This is a genomic window from Pseudomonas sp. LAMO17WK12:I5 (assembly GCF_900215165.1).
GTDB classification, from domain to species: Bacteria; Pseudomonadota; Gammaproteobacteria; order Pseudomonadales; family Pseudomonadaceae; genus Aquipseudomonas; species Aquipseudomonas putida_A.
In genome coordinates this window covers 114,497-138,437 of the sequence record NZ_OBDS01000010.1, presented here as the reverse complement: position 1 = coordinate 138,437, position 23,941 = coordinate 114,497, and the positions used below count along the sequence as shown (strand labels likewise).

At 61.9% G+C, this 23,941-nt stretch carries 26 protein-coding genes; 7 read left to right on the top strand and 19 right to left on the bottom strand.

Annotated features, from left to right (window positions below; translation table 11 throughout):
- The first annotated feature begins 151 nt into the window (after positions 1–151).
- On the top strand, positions 152–316 hold the full coding sequence (arfA, locus tag CRO59_RS18995) for an alternative ribosome rescue factor ArfA (protein ID WP_027612891.1): 165 nt from the start codon (positions 152–154) through the stop codon (positions 314–316).
- Between the two features lie 61 nt (positions 317–377).
- The gene (locus CRO59_RS18990) at positions 378–1,700 is read left to right on the top strand and encodes a lytic murein transglycosylase (protein WP_097089334.1); all 1,323 of its coding nucleotides are present in this window, start codon (positions 378–380) and stop codon (positions 1,698–1,700) included.
- A 100-nt stretch (positions 1,701–1,800) separates the two neighbouring features.
- Here the strand turns inward: CRO59_RS18990 and CRO59_RS18985 are convergent, their stop codons facing one another.
- From CRO59_RS18985 to CRO59_RS18925, 13 genes are all read right to left on the bottom strand, one after another.
- On the bottom strand, positions 1,801–2,766 hold the full coding sequence (locus CRO59_RS18985) for an LD-carboxypeptidase (protein ID WP_097089336.1): 966 nt from the start codon (positions 2,764–2,766) through the stop codon (positions 1,801–1,803).
- Between the two features lie 129 nt (positions 2,767–2,895).
- Positions 2,896–3,894: a lipoyl synthase gene (lipA, locus tag CRO59_RS18980; RefSeq protein ID WP_177409016.1), complete on the bottom strand. Its 999-nt coding sequence runs from the start codon at positions 3,892–3,894 to the stop codon at positions 2,896–2,898.
- Between the two features lie 25 nt (positions 3,895–3,919).
- A complete protein-coding gene (gene lipB / locus CRO59_RS18975; protein ID WP_097089339.1) occupies positions 3,920–4,567 on the bottom strand; it encodes a lipoyl(octanoyl) transferase LipB in 648 nt (215 codons plus the stop codon).
- Positions 4,567–4,842 (bottom strand): DUF493 domain-containing protein, encoded by a 276-nt coding sequence (locus tag CRO59_RS18970; RefSeq protein ID WP_027612895.1) that lies wholly within the window; start codon positions 4,840–4,842, stop codon positions 4,567–4,569. The genes lipB and CRO59_RS18970 overlap by 1 nt, the downstream gene beginning before the upstream one ends.
- An 85-nt stretch (positions 4,843–4,927) precedes the next feature.
- Complete coding sequence (locus CRO59_RS18965) at positions 4,928–6,085, bottom strand: D-alanyl-D-alanine carboxypeptidase family protein (protein ID WP_025108693.1); 1,158 nt, start codon at positions 6,083–6,085, stop codon at positions 4,928–4,930.
- Between the two features lie 187 nt (positions 6,086–6,272).
- Positions 6,273–7,283 carry a septal ring lytic transglycosylase RlpA family protein gene (locus tag CRO59_RS18960; protein WP_007960588.1) on the bottom strand — a complete coding sequence of 337 codons (1,011 nt, stop codon included), beginning with the start codon at positions 7,281–7,283 and terminating at the stop codon, positions 6,273–6,275.
- Positions 7,283–8,293: a lytic murein transglycosylase B gene (gene mltB / locus CRO59_RS18955; RefSeq protein WP_007960589.1), complete on the bottom strand. Its 1,011-nt coding sequence runs from the start codon at positions 8,291–8,293 to the stop codon at positions 7,283–7,285. The genes CRO59_RS18960 and mltB overlap by 1 nt, the downstream gene beginning before the upstream one ends.
- Positions 8,294–8,310: 17 nt before the next feature.
- Positions 8,311–9,414, bottom strand: a complete 1,104-nt coding sequence (gene rodA, locus CRO59_RS18950; protein WP_047296919.1) for a rod shape-determining protein RodA — start codon at positions 9,412–9,414, stop codon at positions 8,311–8,313.
- 31 nt (positions 9,415–9,445) lie between these two features.
- On the bottom strand, positions 9,446–11,341 hold the full coding sequence (gene mrdA / locus CRO59_RS18945) for a penicillin-binding protein 2 (RefSeq protein ID WP_096796302.1): 1,896 nt from the start codon (positions 11,339–11,341) through the stop codon (positions 9,446–9,448).
- A 10-nt stretch (positions 11,342–11,351) separates the two neighbouring features.
- On the bottom strand, positions 11,352–11,819 hold the full coding sequence (rlmH, locus tag CRO59_RS18940; protein WP_003185785.1) for a 23S rRNA (pseudouridine(1915)-N(3))-methyltransferase RlmH: 468 nt from the start codon (positions 11,817–11,819) through the stop codon (positions 11,352–11,354).
- 9 nt (positions 11,820–11,828) lie between these two features.
- On the bottom strand, positions 11,829–12,323 hold the full coding sequence (gene rsfS, locus CRO59_RS18935; RefSeq protein WP_007960601.1) for a ribosome silencing factor: 495 nt from the start codon (positions 12,321–12,323) through the stop codon (positions 11,829–11,831).
- 72 nt (positions 12,324–12,395) lie between these two features.
- Positions 12,396–13,118: a nicotinate-nucleotide adenylyltransferase gene (gene nadD / locus CRO59_RS18930; RefSeq protein WP_049827899.1), complete on the bottom strand. Its 723-nt coding sequence runs from the start codon at positions 13,116–13,118 to the stop codon at positions 12,396–12,398.
- The gene (locus tag CRO59_RS18925) at positions 13,087–14,358 is read right to left on the bottom strand and encodes a glutamate-5-semialdehyde dehydrogenase (RefSeq protein WP_097089341.1); all 1,272 of its coding nucleotides are present in this window, start codon (positions 14,356–14,358) and stop codon (positions 13,087–13,089) included. The genes nadD and CRO59_RS18925 overlap by 32 nt, the downstream gene beginning before the upstream one ends.
- Before the next feature lie 177 nt (positions 14,359–14,535).
- Here CRO59_RS18925 and CRO59_RS18920 point away from each other — a divergent pair, with 177 nt between their 5' ends.
- Complete coding sequence (locus tag CRO59_RS18920; protein ID WP_097089343.1) at positions 14,536–15,255, top strand: DNA-3-methyladenine glycosylase; 720 nt, start codon at positions 14,536–14,538, stop codon at positions 15,253–15,255.
- A 135-nt stretch (positions 15,256–15,390) separates the two neighbouring features.
- Positions 15,391–16,707 (top strand): bifunctional DedA family/phosphatase PAP2 family protein, encoded by a 1,317-nt coding sequence (locus CRO59_RS18915; protein ID WP_097089345.1) that lies wholly within the window; start codon positions 15,391–15,393, stop codon positions 16,705–16,707.
- Between the two features lie 3 nt (positions 16,708–16,710).
- Here CRO59_RS18915 and CRO59_RS18910 read toward each other — a convergent pair whose 3' ends face one another.
- Genes CRO59_RS18910 through CRO59_RS18900 form a run of 3 tightly spaced genes read right to left on the bottom strand, consistent with a single transcriptional unit; the run spans position 16,711 to position 18,390 of the window.
- Positions 16,711–17,301: an LON peptidase substrate-binding domain-containing protein gene (locus CRO59_RS18910; protein WP_007960613.1), complete on the bottom strand. Its 591-nt coding sequence runs from the start codon at positions 17,299–17,301 to the stop codon at positions 16,711–16,713.
- Between the two features lie 10 nt (positions 17,302–17,311).
- Entirely contained in the window at positions 17,312–18,028 is a 717-nt protein-coding gene (locus CRO59_RS18905) for an LrgB family protein (RefSeq protein ID WP_027612903.1), read from the bottom strand.
- Entirely contained in the window at positions 18,028–18,390 is a 363-nt protein-coding gene (locus CRO59_RS18900) for a CidA/LrgA family protein (RefSeq protein WP_095139173.1), read from the bottom strand. The genes CRO59_RS18905 and CRO59_RS18900 overlap by 1 nt, the downstream gene beginning before the upstream one ends.
- A 180-nt stretch (positions 18,391–18,570) precedes the next feature.
- Between CRO59_RS18900 and CRO59_RS18895 the strand changes: the two genes are divergently transcribed.
- The 3 genes from CRO59_RS18895 (at position 18,571) to CRO59_RS18885 (ending at position 21,533) form a co-directional block, all read left to right on the top strand.
- On the top strand, positions 18,571–19,026 hold the full coding sequence (locus CRO59_RS18895; protein ID WP_003228575.1) for a MaoC family dehydratase: 456 nt from the start codon (positions 18,571–18,573) through the stop codon (positions 19,024–19,026).
- 110 nt (positions 19,027–19,136) lie between these two features.
- Positions 19,137–20,864, top strand: coding sequence for a C13 family peptidase (locus tag CRO59_RS18890; protein ID WP_097089347.1), 1,728 nt, complete (start codon positions 19,137–19,139; stop codon positions 20,862–20,864).
- Between the two features lie 27 nt (positions 20,865–20,891).
- Complete coding sequence (locus CRO59_RS18885; protein ID WP_007968134.1) at positions 20,892–21,533, top strand: oxidoreductase; 642 nt, start codon at positions 20,892–20,894, stop codon at positions 21,531–21,533.
- A gap of 117 nt (positions 21,534–21,650) precedes the next feature.
- Here CRO59_RS18885 and CRO59_RS18880 read toward each other — a convergent pair whose 3' ends face one another.
- Genes CRO59_RS18880 through mpl form a run of 3 tightly spaced genes read right to left on the bottom strand, consistent with a single transcriptional unit; the run spans position 21,651 to position 23,921 of the window.
- Positions 21,651–21,935, bottom strand: coding sequence for a YceK/YidQ family lipoprotein (locus tag CRO59_RS18880; protein WP_096796309.1), 285 nt, complete (start codon positions 21,933–21,935; stop codon positions 21,651–21,653).
- Positions 21,928–22,575, bottom strand: coding sequence for a flavin prenyltransferase UbiX (gene ubiX, locus CRO59_RS18875; protein WP_007968137.1), 648 nt, complete (start codon positions 22,573–22,575; stop codon positions 21,928–21,930). The genes CRO59_RS18880 and ubiX overlap by 8 nt, the downstream gene beginning before the upstream one ends.
- Positions 22,572–23,921: a UDP-N-acetylmuramate:L-alanyl-gamma-D-glutamyl-meso-diaminopimelate ligase gene (gene mpl, locus CRO59_RS18870; RefSeq protein WP_027612907.1), complete on the bottom strand. Its 1,350-nt coding sequence runs from the start codon at positions 23,919–23,921 to the stop codon at positions 22,572–22,574. The genes ubiX and mpl overlap by 4 nt, the downstream gene beginning before the upstream one ends.
- Between the last annotated feature and the right edge of the window lie 20 nt (positions 23,922–23,941).

The following is a 23,941-nucleotide window of genomic DNA, read 5'->3' as shown; positions in this document are numbered from 1 at the left end:
GCAGGCTCGCTCCCACATTGAAGTGCTTTCCAACTGTGGGAGCGAGCCTGCTCGCGAAAGCGTCAGAACATTCCTACATATCAGGGACTGGACAGACGTCCAACATCGGCAGATTATTTCCCCGCAAAACCACTCACTCGAGAGAACCCTCATGAGCAAAAAGCCATCGAAACATGGCCCGAACAAGGCCAAATCCATCATCGCCCAACCCCTGTTCCGCAGTCGCCAGGAACGACCAACCAAGGGTAAAGGCAGCTACCGCCGCGAAGCCTTCCAGTCTAATAGCTGGGAGGCTTCTTACTTTCTGGCTGCCTGAAGCACAGCACCCCCTGGTCATGTTAAGGTCTGCACCTGATTCGTATCCCCTGGAACTGTGCATGCCCTTCAGTCTTTCCCGTCGTTGGCCCGTTCGCCAACTGATCGCTGCCTCCAGCTTCATTCTGCTTGTCGCCTGCGCGGAAAAACCTACCGCCGCCGATGCGCAACCCCTTCAAGCCGCCCCTGTCGCAACAGCCCCGGCAATCATCCCGCCGGTAGTGCCGTCCGCTGACCCACTTGATCTTCAGCCAACCCAGACCTTTGCCGAATGGCAGGCGGGTTTCCGCAAGGATGCGCTGGCGGCCGGGATCCGCGCCGATCTGTTCGACCGCGCGTTTGCCAATGTCAGCTTCGATGCCAGTGTGATCAAAGCCGACCGCAGCCAGCCGGAGTTCTCGCGTCCGGTATGGGAATACCTCGACGGCGCCCTGTCGCCGTTGCGGGTGCGCAAGGGTCAGGCGCTGATCAGTCAGTACGCCGACATCCTGCAAAGCATCGAACAGCGTTATGGCGTGGATCGCCAGGCACTGGTGTCGGTATGGGGCATGGAAAGCAACTTCGGTCAGTTCCAGGGCACCAAATCGGTGATCAACTCGCTGGCGACCCTGGCCTACGAAGGCCGTCGCCCCGCATTTGCTCATGCACAACTGATCGCGGCGCTGCAGATCCTGCAACAGGGCGACATCACGCCAGAAAAGATGCTTGGCTCGTGGGCCGGCGCGATGGGCCAGACCCAGTTCATTCCGACGACCTACAACACCCACGCCGTGGATTTCGACGGTGACGGCCGCCGCGACATCTGGGGCAGCCCGGCCGATGCACTGGCCTCCACCGCGCACTACCTGCAAAGCTCAGGCTGGCAGCGTGGTCAGCCGTGGGGCTTCGAGGTGCAACTGCCGAGCGGATTCAACTACACCCTGGCCGATGGCGCGATGCGCAAGACCGTTGCCGAATGGCGGCAACTGGGCGTGATCCTGCCTAATGGCGGTCAGGCCCCGGCCGGCTCGGAACAGCTGTCTGCCGCCCTGCTGCTGCCGGCCGGCTACCGTGGCCCGGCGTTCCTGATCCTCGACAACTTCCGGGCGATCCTCAAGTACAACAACTCGTCGTCCTACGCACTGGCGGTCAGCCTGTTGTCCGAGCGCTTCAATGGCGCTGGCCTGATCAACGGCACGTGGCCGAAAGATGACCTGCCACTGAGCCGCACCGAGCGTATCGAATTGCAGAACCTGCTGAGCGCGCGTAACTACGATGCGGGAACGGCGGACGGGATTATCGGCGCCAATACCCGCAAGGCGATCCGCAGTGCGCAACAGTCGTTTGGCTGGCCGGCGGACGGGTATCCGACGCATAAGCTGCTTGAGAGCCTGCGCGCCCAATAGAAACACTGCCGTATGGCGGGTATCGCTTTCGCGAGCAGGCTCGCTCCCACAGTTGACCGTATTCCAATGTGGGAGCGAGCCTGCTCGCGAAGACTGACTGTCAGGCAATAACCGTTTCAGTCTTGATCACCACATCCTGTTCCAACATCAATTCCTTCTTCCCCGCATCCAGTCGCACCAGCGCCCCCATCGGCAGCGTCAGGTTCGGATCACAATGCCCGCTGCGCCACCCCGACAGCACCGGAATCCGTAACGGCTCGAATGTCTGCTTGAGCAAGCGATTCAGCGCCTCGACATCGACACCAGCGACATCACCGACCAGCACCCCGCGCAATTGGGCCAGCTTCCCGGCCAGGCGCATTTGCGTGAGCAAACGGTCGATGCGGTACAGCGGCTCGTTGACGTCCTCGATCAGCAGAATCACCCCTTCCACATCGATTTCATAAGGCGTGCCCAGCGTCGAAGCAATCATCGCCAGATTACCGCCGAGCAAGCGTCCATGAGCGATGCCGGGTTCGACGGTGGTCAAGGGATAAGCCACCGGATGGCTCAACACACTCCCCGCCTTCAACTGACCGCGCAGCATGGCGAAGAATGAAGTGACAGTCGGCGGCTCCTTGTCGCCCAGCAAATCGGCATTGAGCAGCGGGCCGTGGAAGGTCACGAACCCGGCGTAGCGACTGATCGCCAGATGCAGCGCGGTGATGTCGCTGTAGCCGACAAACGGCTTGGCGTGGCGGCTGAGCAGATCGTAATCGATCCGGTCCAGCAGGCGCGGCGTACCGTAGCCGCCGCGCAGGCAAATGATCGCGTCGACTTCAGGGTCGGCGAACGCGGCATGCAGGTCGTTGAGGCGTACGTCATCGCTGCCGGCCAGATAGCCGTCCTTCTCGTAGACACCGGGGAACACTTTCAGCGCATACCCGCGGGCGCGCATCCACTGCACAGCCTTTTCCGTGTCCAGCGCACCGGGGCCGGCGGGCGCGATCACGCCGATCTGCCCTTCGGACGGCAGCGCCGGTACGGGTTTATGCGGAAAAAGGCGGTGGGTCGGTCGAACGGTCATCCATGGGTCTCCCTGTGTGAAGTCTTGCAGACACAGTAGTCAGGTCCAGAGACAAACAAAAGAGTGCGCGGCAGGCCCAAACAAAAATACCCGCCGAAGCGGGTATTTTTCGAGGCTATCTGCGCCGGATCAGGAACCGAGCAGTTCAGCCTTGACCAGTTTCGCCTGCTCGTCGGCGTGATACGAGGAACGTACCAGCGGGCCGGAAGCAACGTTCTTGAAGCCCATCTTGTAGCCTTCTTCGGCGAACCAGGCGAAGGTGTCCGGGTGCACGAAACGCTGCACCGGCAAGTGGCTGCGCGACGGTTGCAGGTACTGGCCGAGGGTCAGCATGTCGATGTCGTGTTCGCGCATGCGCTTCATGACCTCGATGACTTCTTCGTCAGTCTCGCCCAGACCCAGCATCAGGCCGGACTTGGTCGGAATGTGCGGCATCATCTGCTTGAAGCGTTGCAGCAGGGTCAGCGACCACTGGTAGTCCGAACCCGGACGCGCAGCCTTGTACAGGCGCGGCACGGTTTCCAGGTTGTGGTTGAACACATCCGGCGGCTCGGCAGCGGTGATTTCCAGGGCGATGTCCATGCGGCCACGGTAGTCCGGGACCAGGGTTTCCAGCTGCACGTTCGGCGACAGCTTGCGGATCTCGCGGATGCAGTCGGCAAAGTGCTGGGAACCGCCGTCGCGCAGGTCGTCGCGGTCAACCGAGGTGATCACCACGTACTTGAGCTTGAGGTCGGCAATGGCGATCGCCAGGCTTTCCGGCTCGTTGACGTCCAGTGGCTTCGGACGACCGTGGCCAACGTCGCAGAACGGGCAACGACGGGTGCAGATGTCGCCCATGATCATGAAGGTCGCGGTGCCGCCGGAGAAGCACTCGCCCAGGTTCGGGCAGGAGGCTTCTTCGCAGACGCTGTGCAGCTTGTGCTTGCGCAGCAGACTCTTGATCCGGTCGACTTCCGGCGAAACCGGGATACGCACGCGAATCCAGTCGGGTTTCTTCGGCAGTTCGGTGGTCGGAATGATCTTTACCGGGATGCGTGCAACCTTCTCGGCGCCGCGCAGCTTGACGCCGGCCTCAACCTTGGGACGCGGGGCCGGGCGCTCGGTCACGTCGAGCGTCGGGATCATGGTTTGCACTGCATCAGTAGTCATATCAGTCGATTCCGCCCGTCAGGGTCGTCTGCTCAGCATAGTCGAGGTGTTTGACGAGCTGCGCGCGCAGCCGGGCACTTACCTCGGCAAATTCAATCGATCCTGCGTGATCGCTCAGCTGGGTCATCGCCAGCCCGGCATAGCCGCAGGGATTAATCCGTCGAAACGGCTCCAGGTTCATATCCACGTTCAGGGCCAGGCCATGAAAGGAGCAACCGTGGCGAATCCGCAAACCCAGAGAAGCGATTTTCGCTCCGTCGACGTAGACGCCGGGAGCATCTGGCTTGGCGGCGGCGGTGACGCCGTAGCTGGCCAGCAGTTCGATCAGGCAGTGTTCCATGCGCGTGACCAGATCACGTACGCCGAAACCCAGCTTGCGCACATCCAGCAACAGGTAAGCCACCAATTGGCCCGGGCCATGATAAGTCACCTGCCCGCCGCGATCGACCTGTACCACCGGGATATCGCCCGGCAGCAACAGGTGTTCGGCCTTGCCGGCCTGGCCTTGGGTGAACACCGGAGGGTGCTCGACCAGCCAGATTTCGTCGGCGGCATCGCTGCCGCGTTCGTTGGTGAAGCGTTGCATGGCATGCCAGACCGGCTCGTAAGCCATCTGGCCAAGTTCGCGAAAGCCCAGCGTGCCCGGCATCACAACACCATGTGCACGAAACCGGAAGCCCGCAGTTCGCTGTTGATGTTGTACAGCTGATCCTGGTCTGTCGCGACGATGTGCAGCTGGATGGTGGTGTACTTGCCGTTGCTGCTTTGACGCTCGTCGATGCGCTCATCATTGATGGTTGCGTGTTTCTTGACGATGTCGATGATTTTGTCTTTGTTGCCGACGCCCGTATCGCTGATCACCTTAATCGGATAATCAGTCTGCGGAAATTCGATCTTTGGCGCCTTTACTTCGGTATCGGTCATGGCGTAACGGCCTCTAGAGCGCAAGCCGTGGTAACGCACATGGCCCCGCACCGGATCGGGGCGGGGCCATGCAGGTCAACACAAATCAGTTGAACAAGCCGTAGAAGAATAGACGGATGCTATCCCACATGCGGCGGAAGATACCACCCTCCTCGACAGCGTCCAGAGCGATCAGGTCAGCGCTGTGCACTACCTTGTCGTCCAGTTTCACTTCGACTTTACCGATCACGTCGCCCTTGGCGATTGGCGCGGTCAGTTGCGGGTTCATGGTCATGCTGGCAGCGAGCTTTTTCAGCTGGCCTTTTGGCAGGGTCATGGTCAGGTCTTCAGCCAGGCCGGCCTTGACTTGACTGGTGGTGCCTTTCCACACCGGGGCCTGAGCCAGTTCGGTGCCCTTCTGGTAGAAGGTCTGGGTTTCGAAGAAACGGAAACCGTAGGTCAGCAGCTTCTGGGTTTCAGCGGCACGCGCCACTTCGCTGTTGGTGCCGAACACCACGGCGATCAGACGCTGGCCATCACGTACAGCCGAGGACACCATGCAGTAGCCGGCTTCGTCGGTGTGACCGGTTTTCAGACCGTCAACGGTCTTGTCGCGCCACAGCAGCAGGTTGCGGTTAGGCTGCTTGATGCCGTTCCAGAAGAACTCTTTCTGCGAGTAGATCGCGTAGTGAGCCGGGTCTTCGTGGATGATCGCACGGGCCAGGATCGCCATGTCATGAGCCGACGAGTAGTGCTCAGGGTTCGGCAGACCGGTCGGGTTCATGAAGTGCGAGTTGGTCATGCCCAGATCGGTGACCGTCTTGTTCATCAGGTCGGCGAACGCGTCTTCGCTGCCGGCGATGTGCTCGGACAGCGCCACGCTGGCGTCGTTGCCGGACTGGATGATGATGCCGTGCAGCAGGTCGCTGACGGTCACTTGCGAGCCGACTTTGATGAACATCCGCGAGCCGCCGGTACGCCAGGCGTTTTCGCTGACGGTCACCGGGTCGTTCTCACCGATCTGGCCACGACGGATTTCCAGCGTAGCGATGTACGCGGTCATCAGTTTGGTCAGGCTGGCTGGCGGCAGACGCTGGTCACCGTTGTTCTCCACCAGCACGTTGCCGCTGCTGGCGTCCATGAGCACGTAGGCTTTTGCAGCCAGTTGAGGTGGCGACGGCATCATCTCGGCCGCGAAAGCGGCTGGCGAGAGGAGCAGCGGGACTAGCAGACACAGGCGTTTGGCAAAGGTGGTGATGTTCATCCGTCTCTCGAAATCGCTAATGGAAACTTGCCCGAAGGCAAAACTATTCAGACAGCCTTCTAACGGGCCATCGCGTGTTCAGTTGCTCACTCCAGTCACCCTTGCCGGGCTTTTGTTCTTCGACGAGCCAACAACCTGGTTCACCCCCCAAAACCGCAAGTGAACCGTCAATCAAGTGCTACGTTTCTTACTCTGTGACCACGCTCGGCGAGCCGAGATTGGCCAGGCGCACGCTGTTCTGCACCTGGGCGATCTCACCCGGCGAACCGATCGGCCCCAGGCGTACCCGGTGCAGGGTCTGCTGATTGCGCACGATCGAGCTGATGAACACCGGAGCGCTCACCATCCCGCTGAGCTTCGACCTCAGGAGTTCTGCAGCGTCCGGGTTGGCGAACGCGCCCACCTGCAGATACTGGCCAGACGCTGGTGCAGAAGCGTTTTTTTTTGCGCTGATCTGTACAGGGACAGTGTCAGAGGCATGTTGCTGCGGCGGCGGGGTCCACTGCTCGATGGTACCGGCCGACGCCGTGATCACCGGGGCGCTATTCTGCGCGACTTGTGGCTCGTTGAGCATCAGCGGCGCCGGACGGCCCTTGGCGGCCCACCATTGCTGCGGATCGATGCCCTCGACCTTGACCCGCGCGGTGCCGATTTCGGCATAACCGAGCTTCTTCGCGGCCGCGTAGGACAAGTCGATGATCCGGTCCGAATAGAACGGCCCGCGATCGTTGACCCGCAGGATCACGCTCTTGTTATTGTCCAGGTTGGTCACCCGAACGTAACTTGGCAGTGGCAGAGTCTTGTGAGCGGCACTCATGCCGTACAGGTCATACACTTCGCCGTTGGCGGTGTTCTGCCCGTGGAACTTGGTGCCGTACCAGGACGCCGTACCCGAGGCGACGTAGGTCTTGGATTCCTGCAACGGGAAATAGGTCTTGCCCAGCACGGTGTAAGGGTTGGCCTTGTACGGGCCGGTGTGCAGGGTCGGCGTGGCGTCCGGGATCCGCGAAACATCGACATCCCACCACGGCGCGCCGTCTTTGTGCGCGCGGTTGATGTCCAGCCCCGGCTGCGCACGTACGGCGGTAGACGAGGTCTTCTGGGTTGGCGCGCGGCTGGTCGAACAGCTGGCGACCAGCACCGCCAACGCGGCGAATGCCACCAGCTTCAGGGGTTTATTGATAGGCAATGCCCGCATTACTTGACGCCCCGTGCTTTTACCAGCTCTTCAGACAGTTGATGTACGGCCATGGCGTACATCACGCTGCGGTTATAACGCGTGATCGCGTAGAAATTCTTCAGGCCCATCCAGTATTCAGGGCCGTTGTCGCCTTCGAGGCGAAATGCAGTAACCGGCATATCATCGCGCAGCGCATCATGACTTGACCAGCCCAGCGCCCGCAACTCTCCGACCGTTTTCGTCGGCTCGATGCCGGTGGTCAGGCCTTCATCGACCTGCTCGCCGCGCACATCGGCGCGACTGACCACTGGTTCCCCGGCGACCCAGCCATGCCGTTTGAAGTAACTGGCCACGCTGCCGATCGCATCGTCCGGATTGGTCCAGATATTGATGTGACCGTCACCGTCGAAATCCACCGCATAGGCGCGAAAGCTGCTCGGCATGAATTGCGGCAAGCCCATCGCCCCGGCGTACGAGCCTTTGAGGGTCAATGGATCGACCTGTTCTTCACGGGCCAGCAGCAGGAACTCACGCAATTCCTTGCGGAAAAATTCGGCACGGGGAGGATAGTCGAAACCGAGCGTGGACAATGCATCAATCACCCGGTAATTGCCGGTATTACGTCCGAAAAAGGTCTCGACGCCGATGATCGACACGATGACTTGTGCCGGTACACCGTACTCCTGCTCGGCACGGGCCAGCACGGCCTCGTGCTGGCGCCAGAAGTCCACACCACGGGCGATGCGCGCGTCGGTGATGAACATCGGGCGATATTCTTTCCACTGCTTGACCCGCTCGGCGGGTTTGGAGATGGCGTCGAGAATCGCCTGCTTGCGCTGCGCCTCGCGGAACACCGCCATCAGTTGCTCGCCGGCAAAACCGTAGTCGCGGGTCATTTCACCGACGAATTCGGCCACCTGCGGTGAACCTTCGTAATCGCCGGCCAGCGCTTCCTGCGCGCTGCCAAGGATGCCGACCAGGCCGACCCACGGCGCGTAACGAGTCGCCCAGCTGCGCATGACTTGCATTGAACTCTTCACCTTATTCAAACCTGTGCGATCCACTTGCGATGCGTATGAATCGACATCAAAACCCCAAACGCTGACAGCAGTGTCACCAGCGAAGTTCCTCCGTAGCTAATGAAGGGCAACGGCACCCCCACCACCGGCAACAGGCCACTGACCATACCGATGTTGACGAAAACATAAACAAAAAACGTCATGGTCAGCGCGCCGGCGAGCAATTTGCCGAACAGCGTCTGCGCCTGGGCGGTAATCACCAGGCCGCGACCGATCAGCAGCAGATAGATCAGCAGCAGCGCGCAGATGCCCACCAGACCGAACTCCTCGCCCAGTACGGCGATGATGAAGTCGGTGTGGCTTTCCGGCAAAAAGTCCAGGTGCGACTGGGTGCCCAGCAGCCAGCCCTTGCCGAACACGCCCCCGGAACCGATCGCGGCTTTCGACTGGATGATGTTCCAGCCGGTGCCGAGCGGATCGCTTTCCGGGTCGAGGAACGTGAGGATCCGCTGCTTCTGGTAGTCGTGCATAATGAAGAACCACATGGCGATCGCCACCGGTACGGCGGCGGCCAGCACGCTGAGGATCCAGCGCCAGCGCAGTCCGCCCATGAACAGCACGAACGCGCCGCCGGCCAGAATCAGCAGCGACGTGCCGAGGTCGGGCTGGCGCACGATCAGAATGAACGGCACACCGATCAGCATCAGGCTGATGCCGACGTGCTTGAGTTGCGGTGGCAGCGTGCGTTTGGACAGATACCAGGCAATCGTCGCCGGCATCAGAATCTTCATGAACTCCGAGGGCTGGAAGCGGATCACCCCGGGGATGTTGATCCAGCGAGTTGCGCCCATGGCGTTGTGGCCCATGATGTCCACCACCATCAGCAGCACCACGCCGACCACGTAACCGAGCGGCACCCAACGCGCCATGAACCGTGGTTCGAACTGGGCGATGACAATCATCGACACCAGGCCGATGCCGAACGACGTGGCTTGTTTGCCCAGCAGATCCCAGCTCTTGCCACTGGCCGAATACAGCACGAACAGACTGCCTGCGGCGAGGATCAGCAGCAGGATCAACAGCGGGCCATCGATATGCAAACGTTGCAGCAGCGTCGCCCGGCGACGCATCACATCCTCGCTGGAGAGCATGCGATCAAAATTATTCATCACGGGCCGTAGCCTCCGCACTGATAGGACCGGCGTATTCGGCCTTCAATCGACCCTCCTGATCCAGAAGCCAGGCATCCATGACCTGACGCACCACTGGCGCGGCGACACCGGAGCCGGACTCACCGTTCTCGACCATCACCGAAACCACTATTTTCGGGTTGTCGGCCGGGGCGAAACCAACGAACAAGGCGTGGTCGCGGTGGCGTTCCTGAACCTTGGAGCGGTCGTATTTTTCACCTTGTTTGATCGCGACGACCTGAGCGGTACCGGACTTGCCGGCGATGCGGTATTGCGCACCGATTGCTGCCTTGCGCGCAGTACCCCGGGCGCCGTGCATCACCTGCTGCATGCCGTGGTTGACCTTGGTCCAGTCCGACGGATCGCGCAGGACAATGTCCGGCATCGGGTTCTCGTCTACCGGTTTGGCGCCCTCAATGGTCTTGGCCAGGTGCGGCCGGTTCCAGATGCCTTTGTTGGCGACCAGCGCCGTGGCCTGCGCCAGTTGCAACGGTGTGGACTGCATATAACCCTGGCCAATCCCCAGAATCAGGGTTTCACCCGGGAACCACGCCTGCTTGCGCGTCGCACGCTTCCACTCGCGGGACGGCATCAGGCCGGGGGACTCTTCGAACATGTCCAGCGAGACCTTCTGGCCGATGCCGAACTTATTCATGTAGGCCGACAACCGATCGATGCCCAGCTTGTGCGCCAGGTCATAGAAGTAGGTGTCGTTGGAACGCATGATCGCCGTGTCGAGGTCGACGAAGCCGTCACCGGTACGGTTCCAGTTGCGGTACTTGTGATCGTAGTTGGGCAGCATGTAGTAACCGGGGTCGAACACCCGGCTCGACGCTGTCACTACGCCAGAATCGAGACCGGCAATCGCCACCGCCGGCTTGATCGTCGAACCCGGCGGGTACAGGCCGCGCAGCACGCGGTTGAACAGCGGCCGGTCGATGGAATCGCGCAGTTCGGCATAGGCCTTGAAGCTGATGCCGGTGACGAACAGGTTCGGGTCGAAACTCGGCTGGCTGACCATCGCCAGCACTTCGCCAGTCTTCGGATCGAGCGCCACCACCGCGCCACGACGCCCGCCCAGCGCAGCTTCGGCCGCTTCCTGCAGTTTGATGTCCAGGCTCAGGACGATGTCCTTGCCGGGAATCGGATCGGTACGCTTGAGCACGCGCAATACGCGGCCCCGAGCGTTGGTTTCGACTTCCTCGTACCCCACCTGGCCGTGCAGCTCCGGCTCGTAGAAACGCTCGATGCCGGTCTTGCCGATGTGGTGGGTGCCGCTGTAGTTGACCGGGTCGAGGGTCTTCAGCTCTTTCTCGTTGATGCGCCCCATGTAACCCACCGAGTGCGCAAAATGCGCGCCCTGCGGGTAGTGGCGCACCAGTTGCGCGACCACTTCCACCCCAGGCAGGCGGAACTGGTTCACCGCGATCCGGGCGATCTGCTCTTCGGTCAGTTCGAACAGGATCGGCACCGGCTCGAATGGCCGACGCCCCTGACGCATGCGTTTCTCGAAGATCACCCGGTCCTCGGGCGTCAGTTGCAGCACTTCGACGATCACGTCGAGCACTTGCTGCCAGTCGCCGGAACGCTCGCGGGTCATGCTCAGGCTGAAGCTCGGACGGTTGTCCGCCACCACCACGCCGTTGCGGTCGAAGATCAAGCCGCGGGTCGGTGGAATCGGCTGCACGTGGACGCGGTTGTTTTCCGAGAGTGTCGAGTGGTACTCGTACTGGATCACCTGCAAGTAGTACAGCCGCGCAATCAGCACGCAGATCAACAGCATGACCGCAATGGCCCCGAACACGACGCGGCTACGCACCAGGCGGGCGTCCTTTTCGTGGTCCTTGATGCGGATCGGCTGAGACATGAGAGCAGGACTACTTGTGGTAAGGGTGGCCGGACAGCACGGTCCAGGCACGGTACAGCTGTTCGCCGATCAGGATCCGCACCAGCGGGTGCGGCAAGGTCAGCGGCGACAACGACCAGCGCTGATCGGCGCGGGCACAGACTTCCGGCGCCAGCCCTTCGGGGCCACCGACCATGAAATTGACCGTGCGCGAATCCAGCCGCCAACGGTCGAGTTCGACCGCCAGTTGCTCGGTGCTCCAGGGCTTGCCGTGGACTTCCAGCGTGACGATCCGCTCGTTCGGCCCGACCTTGGCCAGCATGGCTTCGCCTTCCTGGCGGATGAAACGGGCCACGTCGGCGTTCTTGCCACGGGTATTGAGCGGAATTTCCACCAGTTCCAGCGCCAGCTCGGACGGAAGACGCTTGGCATATTCATGCCAGCCTTCTTCCACCCACTTGGGCATGCGTGAACCGACGGCGATCAGTCGCAGTCGCACAGCAATCCCTTACAGCTGGTCTTTGTTGAGCTTGGTGAAATGCTCGTGGGTGTTTTCCGGGCTGTGGTGCTTGGCGTCTGCCGCACGGCTTTGCTCGGCACCGGCCCACAGGCGCTCCAGATCATAGAACTGACGTGCCGAGGCAGTCATCATGTGCACGATCACCAGGTCCAGGTCGAGCAGAACCCAGTCGCTGTCGCCCTTGCCTTCTTCGCCCAGCGGCTTGGCGCCCTGCTTTTTGACTTCTTCACGGACCTTGTCCAGCATCGCGTTGATCTGGCGATTGGACGTACCGGTGGCGATGATCATGTAGTCGGTGATGCTCTGCTTGTCGCGCACATCGATGATCTGGATGTCTTGTGCCTTGACGTCTTCCAGGGCTGCCACGGCAACCTTGACCAGCTCGTCGCCCTTGAGCGGCTCGTTGGTGTTGGCGACTTCCGGCAGCGGTGCGCTCTTGAACGTGCCTTTGCGCTTAACTTTGCTTACGTCTTTGTCAGTCATATAAAACTCGTTTTGCTCGTATATTCGGCGGCTTGGCGATACGTGGATTCGTATCAGTGAAGCACGCCTTGTTCAGTTCGACGCACGGTAAAGACCGTGCGCATCGATGTAGGCCAGGACCGCGTCGGGCACCAGGAAACGTACCGACTTACCGCTGGCCAGCAGTTGACGGATCTGGGTGGCGGAAACCGCGAGCGGTGTCTGCCAGACGAATGCAATCTGTCCGCTCGGCCCTTTCAGGGCCAGCGGGTCGCTCACCGAACGCGCTGCCAGCAGGTTGCGCAAGGCATCCGGCGGTTCGCTGTCGGCGTCCGGGCGCTGTAGCACCAGGATGTGGCAATGCTGGAGCAACTCTTCCCAGCGATGCCAAGTGGGCAGGCCGCAAAATGCGTCCCAGCCCAAAAGCAGAAAAACCTGGGTCTCGGCGGCCATTTCGGCACGCATCAACTCCAGGGTATCAATGGTGTAAGACGGCTTGTCCCGCTGCAATTCGCGGGCGTCCACCACCAGCGGCGGCACTCCGGCCACCGCGCATTCAACCATTGCCAACCGATCCTGCGCCGACACCTGCGGCGTATCGCGGTGCGGCGGCCGGGCGCTGGGCATCATGCGCAGCTCGTCGAGCAGCAGCGCTTCGGCAACTTCCAGCGCACCGCGCAAATGGCCGATGTGCACCGGGTCGAACGTGCCGCCCAGTACGCCGATGCGCCGGGGTCGGAGTTCGCCGTCAGGCAGCGGCGCTGTCAAGTCGAGGTCGGTCAAGTCAGACCGTCGCCTGGCCGCGCAACTGGCCATCACCGACCACGATGTACTTCTCGCAGGTCAGTCCTTCGAGGCCCACCGGGCCGCGGGCGTGCAGCTTATCAGTAGAAATGCCGATCTCGGCACCCAATCCGTATTCGAATCCATCGGCGAAGCAGGTCGGGGTGTTGATCATCACCGACGCCGAGTCGACTTCCGCGACGAAACGCCGGGTGTCGGCGAGGTTTTCGCTGACGATCGAGTCGGTGTGATGCGAGCCGTAATGGTTGATGTGTTCGATGGCCTGATCCAGTCCGTCGACCACACGGATCGACAGGATCGGCGCCAGATACTCGGTGCTCCAGTCGTCTTCGCTGGCCGCCACCGCGTCGATGATCGCGCGGGTGCGTTCGCAGCCACGCAGCTCGACGCCTTTCTCGCGGAACTGGGCAGCCATCGGCGGCAGGAAATCCTTCGCAACACTTTGATCGACGAGCAAGGTCTCCATCGCGCCGCAGATGCCATAACGGTAAGTCTTGGCATTGAAGGCGATGCGCTGGGCTTTGGCCAGATCGGCGTGCTCGCTGACAAATACGTGGCAGATGCCGTCCAGGTGTTTGATCACCGGCACCCGGGCATCACGGCTGATACGTTCGATCAGGCCACGGCCACCGCGCGGCACGATCACGTCGACGTACTCGGGCATGCTGATCATCGCGCCGACGGCGGCACGGTCGGTGGTTTCGACCACTTGCACCACGGCTGCCGGCAATTCGGCCTCGGCCAGACCGCGCTGAATGCACGCGGCAATCGCGCGGTTGGAATGAATCGCCTCGGAGCCACCGCGCAGGATGGTCGCGTTGCCGGACTTCAGGCACAGGCTGGCGGCATCGATGGTCACGTTGGGCCGGGATTCGTAGATGATCCCGATCACACCCAGCGGTACGCGCATCTTGCCGACCTGAATCCCGGACGGGCGGAAGCTCATGTCACGGATCGCACCGACCGGATCGGGCAATGCTGCCACCTGACGCAGGCCGACGATCATGCCGTCGATGCGCGCCGGGGTCAGTTCCAGACGCTCCAGCAGGGCCGGCTCCAGACCGTTGGCGCGACCGGCGGCCAGATCCTGTTCATTGGCTGCGGCCAGCTCGGCGCGAGCAGCGTCCAGCGCATTGGCAGCAGCCTGCAAGGCGCGGTTTTTCTGCGCGGTGCTGGCACGGCCGATGACCCGGGAAGCTTCGCGGGCGGCGCGACCCAATCGGGTCATGTAGTCAAGAACGGACTCAGTCATGGTCTGCTGGGGTCTTGGCAAAGAGGAAAGCGGCAGATTATAGCTGTCGCGTCCCGGGACTAACAGCGGTGACAGGCGGATGGTCGAAATGGACTGCAATTTGCCGACGTTCAGCCGTAATTAAGCCTCGGATTGTTATCATCACGACCTCCTTCGCCTGGATAACCACCGTTTGCCATGTCCAACCTGACCTTTCGCGCCACCGCCGAGCGCCTGCCACTGGGCCTTCCGGACGCTTTTTTCGACCGTGACGCGCAAGTGCTGGCCCGCGATCTGCTCGGCAAAGTCATCCGCCACCGGGTCGGCGATCTGTGGCTCAGCGCCCGGATCATCGAAACCGAAGCCTATTACTGCGCGGAAAAAGGCAGTCATGCATCGCTCGGCTACACGGAAAAACGTAAGGCTTTGTTTCTGGATGGCGGGCACATCTATATGTATTACGCCAGGGGCGGCGATTCGCTGAACTTCAGTGCTCAGGGGCCGGGCAACGCGGTGCTGATCAAGTCCGCCTACCCGTGGGTCGATGAAATCAGTGGGCCGGCGAGTCTGGCGCAGATGCTGCTGAACAACCCCGATGCCCAAGGCCGGCCGCGCCCTTCGCAAAAACTTTGCGCCGGGCAGACGCTGCTGTGCAAGGCGCTGGGGTTGAAGGTGCCGATGTGGGACGCCAAGCGTTTCGATCACGAGCTGATGCTGGTGGAAGACACCGGGCCGGCGCCGACCCAGATTATCCAGACCACCCGCCTGGGCATCCCCCATGGCCGCGACGAACACCTGATGTACCGTTTCGTCGACGCCGCGTATGCCCAGTGGTGCACGCGGAACCCGCTGCGCCGGGGCCAGGTCGAAGGTCGCGATTATTTTTTGCTGCCGGGGTTAGAGGCAGGGCTGAAGTAAAAGTAATTCACTGTAGGAGTGAGCCTGCTCGCGATAGCGGTGCGTCAGTCAACGAAGAAATCGACTGACCAGGCGCCATCGCGAGCAGGCTCACTCCTACAAGGATCAATTTGAAGATTTGATGGAGTTGTGTGTATGGGCCCATGGCTCGATAGCGTGACCGGGTGGCTCGCCGCCAATCCGCAGTGGCTGGCCGCTGCGGTATTTATCGTCGCTTGCGTGGAGTGCCTGGCAATTGCCGGGCTGATCGTGCCCGGCACGGTGTTGCTGTTTGCCGTGGCCGTACTCGCCGGCAGCGGCGCACTGTCGTTGAGTGAAACCCTGCTGCTGGGCTTTCTCGGCGGGATACTCGGCGATGTGATCTCGTACTTCCTCGGCCGCCATTTCCATCAGAACATCCGCCGCCTGCCGGGACTGCGCCACCATCCGGAATGGATGGCCGGGGCCGAAACCTACTTCCAGCGTTACGGCATCGCCAGTCTGCTGGTCGGGCGCTTCATCGGCCCGTTGCGGCCGATGTTGCCGATGGTTGCCGGGATGTGCGACATGCCCTTCCCGCGTTTCGCCGCCGTCAGCCTGCTGGCCGCCGCCGGCTGGAGCGTCGCCTACCTGCTGCCGGGTTGGGCCACCGGCGCGGCGATCCGTCTGCCGCTGCCGGAAGGTTTCTGGCTGCAGGCCGGCATCGTTGCCGCCAGTATTGCGGTGATGGTCGGCATGAGCGTGAACAGCAGCTTGCGCCAGCATCGCCGTGCGACGATCTGGATCAGCAGCATGAGCCTGTTGATTCTGATCGGCCTGTTTATTGGCTATCCGTATCTGCACGCCCTCGACCAGGGCGTGATGACCCTGGTGCAGGAACATCGGCAGCCGATGCTCGATGAAATCGCAGTGACCTTCACCCTGATCGGTGAATTCCGCAATATGTTGATGTTCAGCGCCCTGCTCACCGGTCTGTTGCTGCTGTGCCGGCAATGGCGTCAGGCAATCTTTGCCGGTGGCGTGCTGCTGTGCACCGCGCTCCTCAATACCGTCACCAAACAGTTTTTCGCCCGGGTCCGCCCGGAAGTGCTGACCGATCCGCTGACCAGCTACAGCATGCCCAGCGGTCATGCCTCCGGTTCGTTCGCGCTGTTTCTGGTGCTGGCGGTTCTCGCCGGTCGCGGCCAACCGCCGCGCATGCGCCTGACCTGGCTGCTGCTCGGCTGTATTCCGGCGCTGTCGATTGCTTTGTCACGGGTTTATCTGGGGGCGCACTGGCCGACGGATATTCTGGCCGGCGCAATGCTGGCGGCATGCGTATGTGCGGCGGGCTTGTGGCTGAGTCAGCGCAAGGCACCGCTCAATGCCATGCCGTTCAAGGTCTGGTGGCTGGTTCTGCCCGCGCTGCTGGTGCTGTTCAGCCTGTTCGTGTTTCGGCATCTGCCGGACACGATGTTGCGTTACGCCTACTGATACTCAGGCGAACAGCTCACCCTGCAACTCATCGAGCAGCGCCTGGATCGCATCCAGTCGCTGCTGCGGATCGTCGAGTTGCAGCAGGTCGATCTTGTCTTCTTCGGCGAACGGCAGCAGATACGCCAGCTGATTGGCCAGCGACTGCTGCCCCAGCGCTTCGGTGCCCATGTTCAACGCCTCGACCATCGGGTGCTCGGCCAAGGCCTTGAGCAGCGCCACCAGATCGGCGTCTTCGTCCTGCAACGGTTGCTCCGGCTCATCGTCCAGCCACTCGACGTCGGCGAGGATCAACTGATCGCGCTGCACCTCTGTGCGCAACACCTGAAAACGCCGCCCGCCCTGCACCCGGATCCCCAGCAGACCGTTGTCCTGTTGCTGGAAATCGGTGATCCGCGCCTCGCAGCCGACCAGGGCAAAGCCCTCTGGCGCAACGCCGACTTCGTGGCCATCGAGGATGCACACCACGCCGAAACCGCCGCCCTGTTTCATGCAGCGGCCGATCATGTCCAGGTAGCGCGCCTCGAAGATCTGCAAGTCGAGGTTGCAGCCGGGGAACAGCACTGTGTTGAGCGGAAAAAGCGGCAGACTCATAGACATTTCCTTACACCACCATCGACACCGCCAACGGCAGGAACACCGCCGTGGCCACGCCCATCAGACTCATCGCCAGCGCCGCGAAGGCGCCGCACTCATCGCTTTCCTGCAACGCCACCGAGGTGCCTACCGCGTGTGCGGTCATGCCCAGCGCCATGCCGCGCGCCTCAGGGCTGTGCACGCCGAGCCGGGTCAGCAGCGCCGGGCCGAAGATCGCGCCGATCACCCCGGTGATCAGCACGAACACCGCCGCCAGCGCCGCCACGCCACCGATCTGCTCGGCCACCAGCATGGCAATCGGCGAGGTCACCGACTTCGGCGCCATGGTCATCAGAATCATGTGTTCGGCACCGAACCACCAGCCGAGCAACACGCCCATGCCCGTGGCGACCACGCCGCCTATCACCAGCGTAGTAAAAATCGGCCAGAACAATTGGCGGATGCGTTTGAGGTTGAGATACAGCGGCACCGCCAGCGCCACCGTCGCCGGGCCCAGCAGAATGCTGAGGATTTCGGTGCTCTTGCGGTACTCGGCGTAGGTCAGGCCGCAGCCGACCAGAACGCCGATCACCACCAGCATCGAGACCAGCACCGGTTGCAGAAAGATCCAGCGGGTTTTCTCGAACGCCGCCAGTACCAGTTGATAGGCACCGAGGGTGATGCCGATGCCGAACAGCGGATGATGGATCACCGAAGCCCAGGCGCCTTGCCAATCAAAGAGCATCACGACTCCTCCGAGTGCGGCGCATGGCGCTTGACCAGGCGTTGCATCAGCACCCCGGCGAAAGCCATCGACAGGATCAACGACAGCACCAGCGCGCCGACAATCGCCCAGAAATCGGCGGCAATGTCGCTCGCATAAACCATCACGCCCACCGCCGGCGGCACCAGCAGCAACGGCAGATAGCGCAGCAGGCTGCCGGCCGCGAGGTTCAGCGGCTCGCCGACTTCACCGCGAATGATCAGGAACACCAGCAACAGCAGCAGACCGATGATCGGCCCCGGCAGCACCGGCAACAGCAAATGGTTGAGTGCCGTGCCGAGCAATTGGAACAGCACCAGCATGGTCAGGCCACGTAACAACATCAGACATCTCCCCCCGCAAGTCCTCGGCATTATAAGCACGGCAGCGCTATGGATCGGCATTCGCCAAAAGCATGGTCGGTTGACCGGAGCAAATCGCCATGTTGATCTACAGTGGTTCGCAGGGCGGTCAAATCCCCCACCTGAAAAACTATAAAACCGATGAACCCAAGGAGAGTCTCAATGCCCTATGTTCCCGTTGCAGAGCTCAAAGATTATGTCGGCAAGGAACTCGGACGTTCCGAATGGCTCACCATCGATCAGGAGCGCATCAACCTGTTCGCCGAAGCCACCGGGGATTATCAGTTCATCCATGTCGATCCGGTCAAAGCCGCGCAAACGCCTTTTGGCAGCACCATTGCCCACGGTTTCCTGTCGTTGTCGCTGATCCCGAAACTGATGGAAGACATCCTCGTGCTGCCGCAAGGCCTGAAGATGGTGGTCAATTACGGCCTGGACAGCGTGCGTTTCATCCAGCCGGTGAAGGTCAATTCAAAAGTGCGCCTGAAAGTCGATCTGGCCGAAGTGACCGAGAAAAAACCCGGTCAATGGCTGCTCAAGGCCACCGCAACGCTTGAGATAGAAGGCTCGGACAAACCGGCCTATATCGCCGAACCGCTGTCGCTCTGCTTCGTTTGAGTCACGGGATGCGAAACAGCGCACGCTGTTTCGCATCAGCGCTGTTTTCCCGGCTGTATAAGGTCACATAGCTGCGGCATACTCGGTCGCCTAATTGCCCGGATCCCGCTATGCGCCCACTCGCTTCTCTTGCACCCCTTGCCCTGACCCTGATGCTCACCGCGTGCGGCGACGGCGAATCGCTGTTGCCCCCGGATGCACGGCTGCCGGACGGCGGACGCTATCGCGGTGAACTGGTCAACGGCTTGCTGCAAGGCCAGGGCCGGGTCGACTACCCTAACGGCAGCTGGTACGCCGGGCAGTTCGACAAGGGCCAATGGCATGGCCAAGGCGAGTGGCACGGCAGCAACGGCGAGGTCTATCGCGGCCAGTTCCAGCAGGGCCTGTTCGATGGCCAGGGCAGCCTGACCACCAACGCCAGCAGTTACACCGGCGGTTTTAAGCAGGGCCGACGCGACGGCGAAGGCACCCTCAAGGAAAACGCCATGACCTACCGTGGCGAGTTCAAGGCTGACCAGTATTCCGGGCTGGGTCGTCTGGAAATGGACGACGGCAGTTCCTATCAGGGCCAGTTCGCCCACGGCAAACCCAACGGCGAAGGCCAGCGCGGCGACTCTAGCGGCAATACCTTCAGCGGCCATTTCGTCAACGGCCAGCTCGAAGGCAATGGCACATTCAACAGTGCCGATGGCGACATCTATGTCGGTGGTTTCAAGAACAGTCAGTTGCACGGCAAGGGCCGCTACGAGAACGCCGACGGCGACGTGTGGCTCGGCCAGTTCAAGGAAGGTGCGCTGACCGGCAAGGGCGAACTGATCGGTGCCGACGGCAGCCATTACATCGGCTTCTTCAACGACTGGCGCTTCAGCGGTCAGGGCCGCTTGAACCTGTCTGACGGCAGCTTCTACATCGGCGGGTTCGACGGCGACAGCTACGCCGGACGCGGCACTCTGGTGCTGACTGACGGCACCGTGCTCAGCGGCACGTGGATCAACGGCCAGCGCGTACGTGACGCCGACGGCAAGCTGTTGCCCGACACCCTCGAACTCGGCTTGCTGGCCCAAGGGCGTCTGCTCGATGACGCACTGGCCGCCGTGCCTGCCTCAACTCCGGCAGTCGAGCTGTACACCCTGACCCTCGGCGGCGACGGCAAGCAAAGCGTGTTCCTGCGCGAGTCCGACTACGTCGCCAACATGCTCACCACACGTTTCGGTGCCTACGGCCAGATTCGTCTGGTCAACCACCGCGAGCATCTCGCCGACCGGCCGATGGCCACCCGCGAAAACCTGCGCCGCGCCGCGCAGACCCTCGCTGAACGCAGCGGCCCGGAAGACCTGGTGTTCATCTACCTGACCAGCCACGGCACCGCCGAACACGAGCTGGTGCTCGACCAGCCGCGCATGGAGCTGGCCGACCTGCCCGCCGACGAACTCGCCGCCGTGCTTGCTCCACTGAAAAATCGCGACAAGGTGATCGTGATCTCATCGTGCTATTCCGGCGGTTTCATCCCCGCGCTGAAAGATGAGCGCACACTGATCATGACCGCCTCGCGCGCCGACCGCGTGTCGTTCGGTTGCTCGGAAGAAGCCAACTTCACCTACTTCGGCGACGCCCTGTTCGCTCAGGCCCTGAACCAGACCGACGATCTGGAGCAAGCCTTCAAACTGGCCAAGGCCACCGTCGCCGAGCGCGAACTGGCGGACAACTTCGAAGCCTCGGAGCCACAGATCTGGGCACCGAAAACCGTGCTGGCGCACTGGCAACTGCTGCGTAAACAGCAGGCCAGAAAAGCGTTGCAGAGTGCTGCATTGAACGACGGAGCAACAAACAGCAACTAAGCTGAACAGTATCAAGGGAGAAACACTATGTACTTGACGCCTCAGCACGTATTGCTTGCCGGAGCCACCGGACTGACCGGCGAGCATCTGCTCGACCGTTTGCTCAACGAGCCGACGATCACCCGCGTGCTCGCGCCGTCCCGTCGGCCGCTGGCGGAACATCCGCATCTGGAAAACCCGGTGGGCGACCCACAGGCGTTTCTGCCGCAACTCAGTGGTCGCGTCGATATCGCCTATTGCTGCCTCGGCACCACCATCAAACAGGCGGGCTCCGAAGCCGCGTTCCGCGCGGTGGATCTGGACATGGTCGTGGCCTTCGCCAAACGCGCGCGGGAGATGGGCGCGCGGCACCTGATCGTGATCAGCGCGCTGGGCGCCGATCCGAAATCGTCGATTTTCTACAACCGGGTCAAAGGCGAGATGGAGCAGGCGTTGCGCGCGCAGGACTGGCCGCAACTGACCATCTGCCGGCCATCGCTGTTGCTGGGTGATCGTACCGAACCGCGCCTGGGCGAACAGCTGGCGGCGCCGTTTTCCAAACTGATTCCCGGCAAGTACCGCGGCATCGAAGCCTGCCAACTGGCCCGGGCGATGTGGCGCCTGGCGCTGGAAGAACAGGATGGGGTGCGGATCGTCGAGTCGGATGAGCTGCGAAAGCTCGGCAAGTAAACACCGTACTTTGTGGCGAGGGGATTTATCCCCGATCGGCTGCGCAGCAGTCGTCGTTTTTCAGATTTTGGGGGCGCTGCGCACCCCATCGGGGATAAATCCCCTCGCCACACTCCCCTACAACCCACCAGTCGCCTGAAACCCCACGCCAATCACGGTCAGCAAAGACAACGGCAACAGCAGCGTATCAAGCAACGCACTCGCCGGCAGGTCCACTCCCGGATAACTCGGCGCCTCAGCCCCGAAGCGGTCCATCGCACAGCACCCGCCATTCATCGCGTACAAATCCAGGCGTGTCCCGGAATACACCACCGGCGCCCCCGGCTTGGCCGCATCCAGCGTGCGCGCGGTGGCGCAGCCGGCCAGTTGCAGCGCCAGCGCAATCATCAACAGCTTATTCATCGCTGCTCAGATGATGCTCGCCCCAACGCGGCAGCATGTCCTGAGGAATGCCCAGCAGATTGAGAATCCGCGCCACGACGAAATCGATCAGGTCATCGATAGTCTGCGGCTGGTGATAGAAACCCGGCGAGGCCGGCAGGATGGTCACGCCCATGTTCGACAACTTGAGCATGTGCTCCAGATGAATACTCGAATACGGCGCCTCGCGCGGTACCAGAATCAACTGGCGGCGCTCCTTCAAGGTGACGTCCGCCGCGCGCTCGATCAGGTTGTTGCACGCGCCCGTGGCAATCGCCGACAAGGTACCCGTGGAACACGGCACCACCACCATCGCCGCTGGTGCGCCGGAGCCCGAGGCTACCGGCGACATCCAGTCTTCCTTGCCGTACACGCGAATCTGCCCGGCGGCCGCCCCGGTGTATTCGGTAAGGAACGCCTGCATCATCTGCGGCTTGGGCGGCAGCGTGACATCGGTCTCGGTAGCCATCACCAGTTGCGCGGCCTTGGAGATCAGGAAGTGCACTTCGCGATCTTCCCGTACCAGACAGTCGAGCAGGCGCAATCCATACTGCGCGCCGGACGCGCCGGTCATCGCCAGCGTGATGCGTTCCGGGCCGCCGCTCTGGGCAAAAGTGTTCATTGCAGTGCCTCGGCGAGTTTGCCGTGCAGGCCGCCGAAGCCGCCGTTGCTCATGATCACCACGTGAGTACCGGGCTGGGCCTGGCTCTTCACGCGTTCGATGATGCCTTCCAGCGAATCGCTGACAATCGACGGCACGCTGCACAGTGCGGCAGTGGCGCCCAGATCCCAACCGAGGTTGGCCGGGGCGTACCAGATCACCTGATCGGCATCGACCACGCTGTCCGGCAGACCGTCACGGTGTGCGCCGAGCTTCATCGAGTTGGAGCGCGGCTCGATGATCGCGATCAGCGGTGCGTCGCCGATGCGCTTGCGCAAGCCATCGAGGGTGGTGGCAATGGCGGTCGGGTGGTGGGCGAAGTCGTCGTAGATGGTGATGCCGCGTACTTCGGCGACTTTCTCCATCCGGCGTTTGACGTTCTTGAATGCGCTCAACCCGGCGATGCCCATCGCTGGCACCACACCGACATGCCGCGCCGCTGCCAGCGCAGCCAAGGCGTTGGCGACGTTGTGCTGACCGGTCAACTCCCATTCGACCGTGCCCTGGGACACGCCTTCGAACATTACTTCGAACGCCGAGCCATCGTCTTTGAGCAACTTGACCTGCCACTGACCGCCGACGCCGGTGGTCTGCACCGGGGTCCAGCAGCCCATTTCGATCACGCGCTGCAAGGCCGGTTCGGTGGTGGGGTGGATCACCAGACCTTCGCTCGGAATAGTCCGCACCAAGTGGTGGAACTGCCGCTCGATCGCCGGCAAATCGGGGAAGATGTCGGCGTGATCGAACTCAAGGTTGTTGAGGATCGCGGTACGCGGACGGTAGTGGACGAACTTCGAACGCTTGTCGAAAAACGCGCTGTCGTACTCGTCGGCCTCGATCACGAAGAACGGCGTGCCGCCCAGACGCGCGGACACCGAGAAGTTCTGCGGCACGCCGCCGATCAGGAACCCCGGGCTCATCCCGGCATGTTCCAGCACCCAGGCGAGCATGCTGCTGGTGGTGGTTTTGCCGTGCGTGCCGGCAACCGCCAGCACCCAGCGCCCTTGCAGCACGTGATCGGCCAGCCATTGCGGGCCGGAGACGTACGGCAGGCCTTTGTTCAGCACATATTCCACCGCCGGGTTGCCGCGGGACATGGCGTTGCCGATCACCACCAGATCCGGTGCCGGATCGAGCTGGGCCGGGTCGTAGCCCTGGGTCAGCTGAATGCCCTGGGCCTCAAGCTGCGTGCTCATCGGCGGATAGACGTTGGCGTCGGAGCCGGTCACGTGATGGCCCAGCTCTTTGGCCAGAACCGCCATCGAGCCCATGAAAGTCCCGCAGATACCCAGAATATGAATGTGCATAGTCGACCTCGTAAAACATG

Coding starts and splice junctions, on each gene's coding strand:
- arfA (WP_027612891.1), top strand. CDS start 152: ATGAGCAAAAAGCCATCGAAACATGGCCCGAACAAGGCCAAATCCATC.
- CRO59_RS18990 (WP_097089334.1), top strand. CDS start 378: ATGCCCTTCAGTCTTTCCCGTCGTTGGCCCGTTCGCCAACTGATCGCT.
- CRO59_RS18985 (WP_097089336.1), bottom strand. CDS start 2,766: ATGACCGTTCGACCGACCCACCGCCTTTTTCCGCATAAACCCGTACCG.
- lipA (WP_177409016.1), bottom strand. CDS start 3,894: ATGATCCCGACGCTCGACGTGACCGAGCGCCCGGCCCCGCGTCCCAAG.
- lipB (WP_097089339.1), bottom strand. CDS start 4,567: ATGCCGGGCACGCTGGGCTTTCGCGAACTTGGCCAGATGGCTTACGAG.
- CRO59_RS18970 (WP_027612895.1), bottom strand. CDS start 4,842: ATGACCGATACCGAAGTAAAGGCGCCAAAGATCGAATTTCCGCAGACT.
- CRO59_RS18965 (WP_025108693.1), bottom strand. CDS start 6,085: ATGAACATCACCACCTTTGCCAAACGCCTGTGTCTGCTAGTCCCGCTG.
- CRO59_RS18960 (WP_007960588.1), bottom strand. CDS start 7,283: ATGCGGGCATTGCCTATCAATAAACCCCTGAAGCTGGTGGCATTCGCC.
- mltB (WP_007960589.1), bottom strand. CDS start 8,293: ATGCAAGTCATGCGCAGCTGGGCGACTCGTTACGCGCCGTGGGTCGGC.
- rodA (WP_047296919.1), bottom strand. CDS start 9,414: ATGCGTCGCCGGGCGACGCTGCTGCAACGTTTGCATATCGATGGCCCG.
- mrdA (WP_096796302.1), bottom strand. CDS start 11,341: ATGTCTCAGCCGATCCGCATCAAGGACCACGAAAAGGACGCCCGCCTG.
- rsfS (WP_007960601.1), bottom strand. CDS start 12,323: ATGACTGACAAAGACGTAAGCAAAGTTAAGCGCAAAGGCACGTTCAAG.
- nadD (WP_049827899.1), bottom strand. CDS start 13,118: ATGGCCAGTTGCGCGGCCAGGCGACGGTCTGACTTGACCGACCTCGAC.
- CRO59_RS18925 (WP_097089341.1), bottom strand. CDS start 14,358: ATGACTGAGTCCGTTCTTGACTACATGACCCGATTGGGTCGCGCCGCC.
- CRO59_RS18920 (WP_097089343.1), top strand. CDS start 14,536: ATGTCCAACCTGACCTTTCGCGCCACCGCCGAGCGCCTGCCACTGGGC.
- CRO59_RS18915 (WP_097089345.1), top strand. CDS start 15,391: ATGGGCCCATGGCTCGATAGCGTGACCGGGTGGCTCGCCGCCAATCCG.
- CRO59_RS18910 (WP_007960613.1), bottom strand. CDS start 17,301: ATGAGTCTGCCGCTTTTTCCGCTCAACACAGTGCTGTTCCCCGGCTGC.
- CRO59_RS18905 (WP_027612903.1), bottom strand. CDS start 18,028: ATGCTCTTTGATTGGCAAGGCGCCTGGGCTTCGGTGATCCATCATCCG.
- CRO59_RS18900 (WP_095139173.1), bottom strand. CDS start 18,390: ATGTTGTTACGTGGCCTGACCATGCTGGTGCTGTTCCAATTGCTCGGC.
- CRO59_RS18895 (WP_003228575.1), top strand. CDS start 18,571: ATGCCCTATGTTCCCGTTGCAGAGCTCAAAGATTATGTCGGCAAGGAA.
- CRO59_RS18890 (WP_097089347.1), top strand. CDS start 19,137: ATGCGCCCACTCGCTTCTCTTGCACCCCTTGCCCTGACCCTGATGCTC.
- CRO59_RS18885 (WP_007968134.1), top strand. CDS start 20,892: ATGTACTTGACGCCTCAGCACGTATTGCTTGCCGGAGCCACCGGACTG.
- CRO59_RS18880 (WP_096796309.1), bottom strand. CDS start 21,935: ATGAATAAGCTGTTGATGATTGCGCTGGCGCTGCAACTGGCCGGCTGC.
- ubiX (WP_007968137.1), bottom strand. CDS start 22,575: ATGAACACTTTTGCCCAGAGCGGCGGCCCGGAACGCATCACGCTGGCG.
- mpl (WP_027612907.1), bottom strand. CDS start 23,921: ATGCACATTCATATTCTGGGTATCTGCGGGACTTTCATGGGCTCGATG.